Here is a 10,398-nt window from a genome sequence, read left to right as displayed (position 1 = left end):
CTTGGAGCATCCAAGGAGGATAGGACGAGCAGTCCTCCTTGGTCGGGTGTGGGGTGAAGCCCCACGACTTTGATTTTGATTAACGCATTCAAACTACAAAAAAGATGGGTACATCACTTCTAAGTCGAACCATCAACTTTTATATAGGCAAAGCTTTACTTGACCTATTCCCCTTTTGAACTGCAAAACCCACTTTGGGGCAAAAGCTTTTAGCCAGATGAACAGTTCAATGGTCGTAAAGATTGGCATTGTGGCAACTGTGACCTTTGGCGGCATGGATGCCGCCGTCGAGCCCTCAGGGATGAGTTTATGGCGTGTCACAGGGGAAACAATGACAATTCATCCTGTACACCTGACGACAAACTTATCTAGTTTTGGGGCAATATCTTTTAGCCTGATGAACAGTTCAGTGGTCGTTAAGATTGCCACTGTTGCAACAGTGATTGTTGGCGGCATGGATGCTCATTCACATCGATGTGATCGCAACATTCGATTCTTGTAATCAAGAGCCATATACAGCAGATTTTGCTGTCGAGCCTATAGGGCTACTTCTTGTGAAATAAAAGGGCGGCGTGTCACTGGGAAGCTGTGGCAATGTATATAACGCAATATACGATTCAGCCGCCTTGCTGATTTAGCTAGAAGATTGGCTTTGATGAGTTCAAACAGTCAGGGTTTTAAACTCATTACTCTTGCAAGTTAGAGACTAAACCGCCCTTCCTGCGGCGACGCCAGATGCCCAGGCCCATTGAAAATTAAACCCACCTAACCAACCACTTACGTCCATGACTTCACCGATAAAGTAGAGTCCTGCGACTTTGCTGGCTTCCATGGTTTTGGATGACAGCTCATTACTATCAATACCACCTAAGGTCACTTCGGCGGTGCGGTAGCCTTCGGTGCCATTCATCAATACTGTCCAGCGATGGAGATCATCCACCAGTTTTGCACGCTCGGCGTGCACCAGTTGATTTAACGCTTTGTTCAACAAGGCTTCATCGAATAGCACTTCGACCAGCCGTTTAGGCAACCATTGGCTGAGGGTGTTGCGCAGGCTTTGTTTTGGATGTGCAGTGAGCTGCTGCTCAAGCAATTGCGCCAAATCCATATTCGGCAAGAGATCGATTTCTATGGTTTCGCCCGCTTTCCAATAGTTGGAAATCTGCAAAATGGCAGGGCCAGATAAGCCGCGGTGGGTAAAGAGTAAGGCTTCGCTGAACGCAGTGCCATCTTTGGCGGTAATGCGGCTCGGAACCGCTATACCCGACAAGGGTTCGAAACGAATTTTATCTTCACTGTGCCATGTAAACGGCACCAGACCCGCGTGAGTTGGCAATACTTTTAGGCCAAACTGCTCGGCCAGTTGATAGCCGTAAGGCGTGGCGCCGAGTTTAGGCATGGATAAGCCGCCAGTGGCGATAACCAGTGAGTCGCAGCTCAGTTCGCCGTTAGAGGTGTTGAGCTCAAAGCGCCCAGCCTCCGTCTTTTTAACGGCCAGAATATCGGTACGCAGCTTGATCGTCACGCCCGCCCATTCACACTCGGTCAATAGCATAGTGACAATCTCTTTGGCCGAGTCATTGCAGAACAGTTGGCCGTGATCACGTTCGTGGTATTCAATGCCGTGACGCTCGACCATTTCAATAAACTGCTGCGACGGATAACGCGCGAGTGCCGATTTAACAAAGTGAGGATTACCACAGAGGAAATTAGCGGGCTCGACTTTAAGGTTAGTGAAGTTACAACGCCCGCCGCCGCTGATGAGGATTTTACGCCCAGCTTGCTTGGCATTGTCGAGTACGAGTACATCACGGCCTCGGTAACCCGCGGTCGCTGCACACATCAATCCCGCGGCGCCGGCTCCGATAATAATGACATCATGATGTTTCACGCTCTTACTCCACACAGATAAATTGATTGGTATTGACTGCCAACGGGCAATTTGCTGACTCGCGAACCTTTAGCAAGCAAATCATGCAACAGCTAAACGGAGCAAAGATAAGCTCAAACGCTAGGCACAAAAAAGGGCGCTATTTTAGCACCCTTTCCTTTATTCGGCATTACAGCATCATCACGGCTCGCGGTTTATTGCGTAGGCGTTTCTGATTTCTTTTCTCTGCTGAGCAGCTCTTTAGCAGCATCGACCGGCGCTTTGCCTTGATACAAGACTTGGTAAATCTGCTCAGTGATCGGCATTTCAACCCCGAGGCGTTTCGCAAGTGTAAACACTTCTTTGGTATTGCGATAACCTTCAACCACTTGGCCGATTTCAGCCTGTGCAGTCATCACATCACAGCCTTTACCTAAGGCTAAACCGAAACGACGGTTACGGGATTGGTTGTCGGTACAGGTCAACACTAAGTCGCCTAACCCCGCCATGCCCATAAAGGTGGCCGCATTGGCACCTAAGGCTTCGCCTAAACGCGTCAATTCGACTAAACCACGGGTAATCAAGGCCGTTCTGGCATTCGCACCAAAGCCGATACCGTCGGACATGCCCGCGCCAATCGCGATCACGTTCTTTACCGCGCCGCCAAGTTGCAGTCCGGTAAAGTCGTCATTGGCGTAAACCCTCAAACGTTTAGGGCTGTGTAACAGCTCAACGAGATCATTAGTGAACGTAGGACAAGTGCCCGCAACCGAAATGGCCGTAGGTAAACCCATGGCGAGTTCTTTCGCAAAGGTCGGCCCAGATAACACCGCAAGCGGATATTGCTCACCTAACACATCACGGGCCACATCTTGCAGCAAACGTCCGGTTTCAGGCTCGAGCCCTTTCGTTGCCCATACGATGCGCGCATCGCTACGGAGTAACGGTTTAGCTTGCTCAAGCACAGTACCAAACACATGGCTTGGCACGACCACTAACACATTGTTGCTGGCGGCTAAGGCTTTAGCTAAATCGGCTTCGATCTGTAAACAATCAGGAAACGCAATACCAGGCAAAAAAGCTTGGTTGCACTTGTCTTGAGCGAGCGTTTGCATGTGGACAGGATCGTGTCCCCATAACAAGGTCTTATGACCGTTGCTGGCTAAAGAAATGGCAAGGGCGGAGCCATAAGAGCCCGCCCCTAATACCGTGATATCGGCAGAGTTTTTCATGTAATTAAGCGTTAGCTTCTTCGGCAGCTGGTGCAGTCGCAGCAGCTTGACGTTGTTGCACGTATTGGGCAAACAGCGCGTCGAAGTTAACAGGTGCTAAGTTCAGTTGTGGGAAAGTACCACGACCAACTAAGCTGCCCACGGTTTCGCGAGCATATGGGAATAGGATGTTAGGGCAGTATGCACCTAATGAATGGGCCAATTGTGGCTCAGTCAGACCAGTGATAGAGAAGATACCGGCTTGTTGTACTTCACATAGGAAAGCGGTATCGCCACCGTTTTGTGCAGTCACAGTTAAAGACAGGACAACTTCATACACATCATCAGCTAATTTAGCGCTGCGCGTGTCTAAATCTAACTTAACTTCTGGGTTCCATTCTTTTTGGAATACCGCTGGGCTGTTAGGCGTTTCGAAAGACACATCTTTAGTGTAAACACGTTGGATGTTGAATTGTGGGGCTTGTTGTTCGTTGTTTGCTACTTCAGCCATAATTTCCTACCTATCCTATCAATGTTGTATCGGCTTTTCGTTGAAAGCCAATTATTATTTGAAAGCCAATTACTATTTGAACGTAAATTGGCTCGGGGCTTATGTTACTCAAGGCCTATATCAGATCTCGGTATCATCCCAAATTGTACCCATATTCGGGTATCGATCGAACCAGTCTAAAAACTTACATTAAGCCCTTAGCGACCGTAGGATCAGTATGCCAAACAATGATGACTTTATTACTGCACTATCCAGTGGATTGAGTGCAGCTTAAATCATAACTGCCGCCGACAACTTATCTTTTGCTTTTTGAAACAGGCATATTTGCTGCCTGCCATTCACCCATACCACCTTTCAAGTTGTACAGGTTTTCAAAACCTTGCTTACTCAAAAGCTGAGCGGCTTGAGACGAGGTCATGCCAGCATTGCATACCAATATAATGGGACTCGCTTTATACTTTTCAAGGGCAGATATCTGATTATTTTTAATATCTGCTAGCGTAACGTTAATTGCATCAACAATATGGCCCTTGCGGAACTCATCACTTGAGCGCACATCAACGACTTTAGCGTCCTGTCTATTCACCATAATCGTTAATTCTTGATGAGAAATACTTTTGATTTTTGACATGCTCGATTTGATGATACTCGCGACAAGCACAACAAATAATCCCACCCAAGCCAGACTGAGCATTGAGTGAGCTTTAAAAAATTCGATATATTCTTGCATGATGATTGCCCGCATAAATGGCGAAAATTCGATAAGGGCACAGAGTATACCGATTGCCTTGGCAGAATGCAGCAGTTTAGTCACAGTTCGAGATCGCACTTTTAGTGCAATTGACTCTGTACTTGTCACAAGCCACTCACAGAATCGGGCGAATTAGTGATTCGATGACCTTAATCGGGGTAAAGCGCTTTTTCATACCCCGCTAACGTAGTAATATTTGACCAATTTCAGATTTCTATCGCTTCTATAAAACTTAAAGGTATCACTATGACGACAGCTAAACGTCCGCTCGCGTTGTTGATCCTCGATGGCTGGGGCTACCGTGAAAACACGCATAATAATGCGATTTTCCACGCCAAGACTCCGGTACTCGACCGTCTCAACGCTAAATATCCCCATAGTTTGATTTCAGGTTCTGGCTTAGATGTTGGCTTACCTGATGGCCAGATGGGAAATTCTGAAGTTGGCCATATTAACTTAGGCTCTGGCCGTGTGGTTTATCAAGAACTCACTCGTATCAGTAAAGCCATTGCAGATCATGAGTTTGAAAAAAATCCTGCGCTATGTGATGCGGTAGACTCAGCCATCAAAGCTGGCGGAGCAGTGCACATTATGGGCTTGCTTTCCCCCGGTGGCGTCCACAGCCATGAAGAGCATATCGAAGCTATGTGCCGTATGGCCGTTGCGCGCGGTGCAACTCAGGTTTATCTGCACGCTTTCCTCGACGGCCGCGATACGCCACCGCGTAGCGCTAAGGGTAGCCTGAGTCATTTTGATGATCTGTTTACTACATTAGGCCATGGCCGTATCGCCTCGATGATTGGTCGTTACTTTGCTATGGACAGGGATAATCGTTGGGATCGCGTGTCACAAGCCTACGATTTAATCACCCAAGGCAAATCAAAATTCCAATACGACAATGCCGTTACAGCATTGGAAGCGGCTTACGAACGTAACGAAAACGACGAATTCGTTTCTTCATCGGCGATCACAGATGCCAACGGTCAAGTTGCAACCTTAAAAGACGGCGATGCCCTGATTTTTATGAACTTCCGTGCTGACCGCGCCCGTCAAATCACCCGTAGCTTTATTCACCCAGACTTCGATGGTTTCGAACGCGCTGTTATGCCGAAAATGCACTTCGTCACTTTGACTGAGTATGCTGGCGACATCACAGCACCTATCGCTTATCCATCTGAAAACTTAGTGAATACCTTAGGTGAAGTGCTGCAGAAACAAGGTCGTACTCAGCTACGTATCTCTGAAACTGAGAAATACGCCCATGTAACTTTCTTCTTTAACGGCGGTAAAGAAGAGCCATTCGAGGGAGAAGATCGCATCCTAATCAACTCGCCTAAAGTGGCAACTTACGATCTACAGCCTGAGATGAGTTCAGCAGAGCTGACTGACAAGTTAGTCGCAGCAATTGAATCAACTAAGTACGACGTGATCATCTGTAACTACCCCAATGGTGACATGGTTGGCCACACAGGTAATTTCGATGCCGCCGTTAAAGCTTGTGAAGCTGTCGACGCTTGTATCGGCCGTGTGGTTGATGCGCTGGCGAAAGTGGGCGGAGAATGTATTATTACCGCCGACCACGGCAATGCCGAGCAAATGACCGACGAAACCACAGGTCAGGCTCACACGGCCCACACCAGTGAACTCGTGCCTTTCGTCTTTGTTGGACGCGATGCGACCATAGATGAAGGTGGTAAACTCAGCGATGTTGCACCAACCATCTTGACCTTGATCGGCGAAGCCATTCCAGCTGAGATGACGGGCAAACCCTTAATCCACATAAAAGAGTAACCGTTACCTAGTGAGCACTCGACTCCTTGTTAAAGCCAGCATTATTGCTGGCTTTATGATGTTATCTTTCTCGGCACACGCTTCTGATTTGGAGAAGCGTAAGTCCGAGTTAAAATCAATCCAAACGCAAATAAATCAACAACAAAGCGCATTAAAAACCACCAGTAAACAAAGAGAAAAACTGCTGTCATTGCTGCGTAGCGATGAAGAAGCGATTGCGTCAGCGGCCAAAAAAGTCAACAGCACCAAAAATAGCTTAGCGCAAATCGACACTAAACTTGCCGAGCTAAAACAACGTCAAGATGAGTTAGAAACGCTTAAGGTGACTCAACAACAAACACTGTCGAAACAGCTGTCGAGCGCCTATCTTGCCGGTAATCACGATTACACTAAGATGATGCTTAATCAGCAAAGTCCCGCCACTATCGAGCGTATGTTGGCTTATTACCAATACCTCAATAAAGCGCGGATGAAGTCGATCAACGAATTAAAGCAAACCTTGACCGAGCTAGATGAGATCAAGGTGTCGCAAACGAGTAAGCAAAAGCAATTAACCAAACTCGTGGCCGAACAACAAGTACAAGCTAAACGTTTGAGCCAAGAGCAAGATCAGCGTCAACTGACCATCAAAGAGCTGCAACGCACCTTAAATTCTAAGGGTGCAGAGCTTGAGCAGTTGCAAATTGAAGAGGCCAGCTTAAAGCGCGTCGTTGAACAAGCGCTGCGGGCCATGAAAGATAATCCCTCGATGGAAGGCTTTGGTAAACAAAGTGGCAAACTTAAATGGCCGACAAAAGGTCGTGTGAGTGCTAGCTTTGGTAGCCAACGTTCCGGTCAAGTAGTGTGGAAAGGCACTATGTTGTCTGCACCAGAAGGGCAAAATATTCGAGCTGTTTCAGGTGGTAAAGTCATTTATGCCGACTGGTTACGCGGTTTTGGTCTTGTTATGGTCATCGATCACGGTAAAGGTTATATGAGTCTTTACGGTCATGCTCAAACCCTACTAAAAAGCCCTGGTGAGATGGTAAAAAGCGGTGAAGCGATTGCTTTAGTCGGACGTTCAGGTGGACAGAGCGAGCCTGGCCTATACTTTGAAATAAGGCACAAAGGGCAAGCCGTCGATCCAGCGAAATACTGTCGCTAATCATAACGGTCCCCTTATCACAGGGGACCGTTATGAAATACATGATCCGCTATATCAGTTGCGTTGGATTAGGTCTCACTTTAGGCCTATCCATCAGCCTCTCCAGCCAAGAGAATGCTAAATCCTACCGCGACAACTTTGACTATCCATTACTACAAGATGTACTTGAAACGGTTGAAACTTACTATATCAAAACCGTTCCCAAAGAAGAGCTAGTGCAGGCCGCCATCAAAGGCATTTTTGAACATCTCGACCCCTATTCCAGCTTCTTGAATCATCAAGAATTACTCGATCTTAAAGATTCTAATCGCGGTGAGTATTTTGGTTTCGGTTTCGAAGTCGCGGCCAAAAAAGACCACATCAGCATCATAGCCCCCTTTGCCCATTCTCCCGCAGAGCAAGCGGGAATACGTGCGGGCGATATTATTATTAAACTTAACGACACCCTGGCGACTGAAACGAATCTAGCCGATATCCTTACTGAAATAAAAAGACATAGTCTCAATAATCAGAGTATTAACTTAGAGCTAAAACACAGTAATGACGATGCCACCTTTAAAGTGTCACTCAAGCCAAGCAATATCACTATAGAGTCTGTAAGTACTCAACTGCTTGATGGCAATATTGGCTATGTCAGATTAAGCAACTTCCAAGAAAACTCTACCGAAGATATGGTGCGCTCGCTCAGCCAATGGCAAAACAAACCGCTCACAGGACTTATCTTAGATCTACGTAATAATCCCGGCGGCCTACTCGACCAAGCGGTTAAAATTGCGGATCTCTTTCTCGCCAAAGGACGCATAGTCTCGACCTCTGGCCGCTTCTTCGACGCCAACTCTGACTACTATGCCTCACCGCAAACCATGCTGACTAACGTGCCTATGCTAGTGTTAATCAACAAAGGCTCGGCCTCTGCATCCGAAGTTCTCGCCGCCGCATTACAAGAAAATGGTCGTGCCAAACTCTTAGGTGAAACCAGTTTTGGCAAAGGTACAGTACAAAGCCTGATCCCCATCTTAGAAGATGGTAACGCGATTAAACTCACAATTGCCCAGTACAATACTCCTAGAGGTGAAAACATTCACAACATAGGGATCATCCCTGACATAAAAATTGCCGCCGAAACTGGTCCCAGCGTCGATAATTTAGCTATAATCGACGCCCTATCAGCACATGCATCACTGGCCCAAGATCATCAAGTGACCTCTGCCATTGCATGGATACAGCACCATGACGAATAAGAAGAAATTGTGCGCTTACTTTATTCCTTGGCCCTATTGGCCCTAAGCATTTCTCAAAGCTATGCTGCCCAGCTTGCACTCATTATTGATGACATAGGTTATCGTCATACAGATAAAGCCGTACTGGCACTGCCCAATACAGTAACACTCGCTGTATTACCTCATACCCCACTTGGCAAAGAACTCGCTAACGCAGGACACCAAAAAGGCCACGAAATTATGCTACATCTTCCCATGCAGGCGCTTAATGGTAAGACATTAGGGCTGGGGGGGTTAACCAATACGATGACTGAGGCACAAATTCGCACCAGTGTTATTGATGCAATTAACAGCGTTCCCTTTGCCAAAGGTGCCAATAACCACATGGGGAGTCTATTAACTCAACTGGACGATCCCATGCTCTGGGTCATGGAAACACTCAAACAAAAGCAGCTGTATTTTGTCGATAGTATGACAACACGATTCACTAAGGCTGGGGATAACGCAGATAAGCTAGGCATTCCTTTACTAAAACGCCAACTGTTTCTAGACAATGATACTAGTGCCAATGCACTCGAGAAACAATTTAACTTAATGATAAGTCAGGCACATACCCAAGGTAGCTTGGTGGCGATTGCCCATCCTTATCCGGAAACTATGCGCTTCTTGGAGGCTAACCTACACAGACTTAAAACCGAGGGGATTGATCTGGTGCCAGCATCGAGTTTGCTCCCCATCGGTATTGCACTTAAAAGTGGTACTAATCCAGTTGCAGTACTGAAATAGAAAAGTCTGGCAGCAAGGCGACTAACTCGTCACGGTTACTCACAATATCCAGCAAAGTATATTGATCCAGCACATTCAAATAAGCTTCAACAGCCTGGGCTAACACGCCTTTAAGCTTACAGGCTGGTGTAAATCGGCAGTAAGGTTTGCTGCAATCAATCGGTGCGAGTGAGTTTTCTAACACTCGAACTAACTGGCCTAGGTTAATCTCACTCGCAGGCTTACCCAAACGGAAACCACCCATCTTACCGCGGATGGTTTCAAGGTAACCCATCTTGCCTAAATGATGCACTATCTTAGAGACATGATTTGGTGACAGATCAAACACCTGCGTAATTTCAGCAATCCTAAATAAAGTTGTTCTATCTGGCTGAACCGCTAAATACATCAGGGTACGAACGCCAAAATCGGTATAACGAGTTAACTGCATATTTCACCTGTCAGCGATAAACTTAATGAGAGGTCTGAGATTCGAGTTGGGTAATCAACCAAAGCGCCTCTTCGTTCGAATGACCACAAACATCTTCAGATGCATCGAAATCACTACAAACCGCAGGACGATCAGGCGAGCCGAAAATCAAACATAAATTGGCATCGCTCAATTGCACACAACGCTCACCCGCCGCCTTACCCTTTGGCATACCCGGAATACTGCTGCTTATTGAAGGCGCAATACAACAAGCACCACACCCAAGACGACAATTCATTTTCGTTACTCATGAAAGACATAAAGCATTATACCGTTTAATTTGTCCGAGATCAGTGTCACAGGTCAATACTGCCAAGTCGCGCACAGGAGGTTTTCAGAACGTGAAAGAAACACTATCAATAAAGTGGAATAAAGATCGGCAAAAAAGTAGGTTTTGATTTTTAACATTGAAGCGAAAGCTTCATATTCTGATAAGGATTTCATCTACATGATGGCCGAGTATGAGGATAACCACATGCTTCGAGCCCGAAGCATTAGCGTCACTGACACGAATTATCCGCGACGCCATAACGAAAAAAGCCTCATCTTTCGATGAGGCTTATCTCTTAATGTTGGCGGAGCGGACGGGACTCGAACCCGCGACCCCCGGCGTGACAGGCCGGTATTCTAACCAACTGAACTACC

General features: G+C 46.7%; 11 protein-coding genes. 5 read left to right on the top strand and 6 right to left on the bottom strand.

What is annotated here, in order from left to right; genetic code table 11:
* The first annotated feature begins 229 nt into the window (after positions 1-229).
* Positions 230-502, top strand: coding sequence for a hypothetical protein (locus GWI56_RS21425; RefSeq protein ID WP_242068459.1), 273 nt, complete (start codon positions 230-232; stop codon positions 500-502).
* 204 nt (positions 503-706) lie between these two features.
* On the opposite strand, the gene GWI56_RS21420 is transcribed toward GWI56_RS21425, so the two are convergent.
* The 4 genes from GWI56_RS21420 to GWI56_RS21405 all read right to left on the bottom strand — a co-directional run bounded on the left by GWI56_RS21420 (position 707) and on the right by GWI56_RS21405 (position 4,322).
* On the bottom strand, positions 707-1,891 hold the full coding sequence (locus GWI56_RS21420; protein WP_198574009.1) for an NAD(P)/FAD-dependent oxidoreductase: 1,185 nt from the start codon (positions 1,889-1,891) through the stop codon (positions 707-709).
* A gap of 194 nt (positions 1,892-2,085) precedes the next feature.
* Complete coding sequence (gpsA, locus tag GWI56_RS21415) at positions 2,086-3,102, bottom strand: NAD(P)H-dependent glycerol-3-phosphate dehydrogenase (protein ID WP_105250843.1); 1,017 nt, start codon at positions 3,100-3,102, stop codon at positions 2,086-2,088.
* A 4-nt stretch (positions 3,103-3,106) separates the two neighbouring features.
* Positions 3,107-3,592: a protein-export chaperone SecB gene (gene secB / locus GWI56_RS21410; protein WP_006083777.1), complete on the bottom strand. Its 486-nt coding sequence runs from the start codon at positions 3,590-3,592 to the stop codon at positions 3,107-3,109.
* A gap of 295 nt (positions 3,593-3,887) precedes the next feature.
* The gene (locus GWI56_RS21405; protein ID WP_168826998.1) at positions 3,888-4,322 is read right to left on the bottom strand and encodes a rhodanese-like domain-containing protein; all 435 of its coding nucleotides are present in this window, start codon (positions 4,320-4,322) and stop codon (positions 3,888-3,890) included.
* A gap of 267 nt (positions 4,323-4,589) precedes the next feature.
* Between GWI56_RS21405 and gpmM the strand changes: the two genes are divergently transcribed.
* Genes gpmM through GWI56_RS21385 form a run of 4 tightly spaced genes read left to right on the top strand, consistent with a single transcriptional unit; the run spans position 4,590 to position 9,284 of the window.
* On the top strand, positions 4,590-6,134 hold the full coding sequence (gene gpmM / locus GWI56_RS21400) for a 2,3-bisphosphoglycerate-independent phosphoglycerate mutase (protein ID WP_198574008.1): 1,545 nt from the start codon (positions 4,590-4,592) through the stop codon (positions 6,132-6,134).
* A 10-nt stretch (positions 6,135-6,144) separates the two neighbouring features.
* Positions 6,145-7,278, top strand: a complete 1,134-nt coding sequence (locus GWI56_RS21395) for a peptidoglycan DD-metalloendopeptidase family protein (RefSeq protein WP_113941204.1) — start codon at positions 6,145-6,147, stop codon at positions 7,276-7,278.
* A 32-nt stretch (positions 7,279-7,310) separates the two neighbouring features.
* Positions 7,311-8,519, top strand: a complete 1,209-nt coding sequence (locus GWI56_RS21390) for a S41 family peptidase (RefSeq protein WP_198574007.1) — start codon at positions 7,311-7,313, stop codon at positions 8,517-8,519.
* A gap of 9 nt (positions 8,520-8,528) precedes the next feature.
* A complete protein-coding gene (locus GWI56_RS21385; RefSeq protein WP_198574006.1) occupies positions 8,529-9,284 on the top strand; it encodes a divergent polysaccharide deacetylase family protein in 756 nt (251 codons plus the stop codon).
* On the opposite strand, the gene GWI56_RS21380 is transcribed toward GWI56_RS21385, so the two are convergent.
* Both GWI56_RS21380 and GWI56_RS21375 read right to left on the bottom strand, forming a co-directional pair.
* Positions 9,259-9,714: an Rrf2 family transcriptional regulator gene (locus GWI56_RS21380; RefSeq protein WP_105250838.1), complete on the bottom strand. Its 456-nt coding sequence runs from the start codon at positions 9,712-9,714 to the stop codon at positions 9,259-9,261. The two genes, GWI56_RS21385 and GWI56_RS21380, sit on opposite strands and share 26 nt — an antisense overlap.
* Before the next feature lie 22 nt (positions 9,715-9,736).
* Positions 9,737-9,991 (bottom strand): YkgJ family cysteine cluster protein, encoded by a 255-nt coding sequence (locus tag GWI56_RS21375; RefSeq protein WP_173242460.1) that lies wholly within the window; start codon positions 9,989-9,991, stop codon positions 9,737-9,739.
* Positions 9,992-10,398: the final 407 nt, after the last annotated feature.

Source organism: Shewanella sp. DW31 (assembly GCF_015767295.1).
Classification (GTDB): domain Bacteria; phylum Pseudomonadota; class Gammaproteobacteria; order Enterobacterales; family Shewanellaceae; genus Shewanella; species Shewanella oncorhynchi.
This window is presented reverse-complemented; position numbering and strand designations above follow the sequence as displayed.

What these genes read in the sequence shown, in the direction of transcription:
- GWI56_RS21425 (WP_242068459.1), top strand. Translation starts at nt 230, where the DNA reads ATGGTCGTAAAGATTGGCATTGTGGCAACTGTGACCTTTGGCGGCATG.
- gpsA (WP_105250843.1), bottom strand. Translation starts at nt 3,102, where the DNA reads ATGAAAAACTCTGCCGATATCACGGTATTAGGGGCGGGCTCTTATGGC.
- secB (WP_006083777.1), bottom strand. Translation starts at nt 3,592, where the DNA reads ATGGCTGAAGTAGCAAACAACGAACAACAAGCCCCACAATTCAACATC.
- GWI56_RS21405 (WP_168826998.1), bottom strand. Translation starts at nt 4,322, where the DNA reads ATGCAAGAATATATCGAATTTTTTAAAGCTCACTCAATGCTCAGTCTG.
- gpmM (WP_198574008.1), top strand. Translation starts at nt 4,590, where the DNA reads ATGACGACAGCTAAACGTCCGCTCGCGTTGTTGATCCTCGATGGCTGG.
- GWI56_RS21390 (WP_198574007.1), top strand. Translation starts at nt 7,311, where the DNA reads ATGAAATACATGATCCGCTATATCAGTTGCGTTGGATTAGGTCTCACT.
- GWI56_RS21380 (WP_105250838.1), bottom strand. Translation starts at nt 9,714, where the DNA reads ATGCAGTTAACTCGTTATACCGATTTTGGCGTTCGTACCCTGATGTAT.
- GWI56_RS21375 (WP_173242460.1), bottom strand. Translation starts at nt 9,991, where the DNA reads ATGAATTGTCGTCTTGGGTGTGGTGCTTGTTGTATTGCGCCTTCAATA.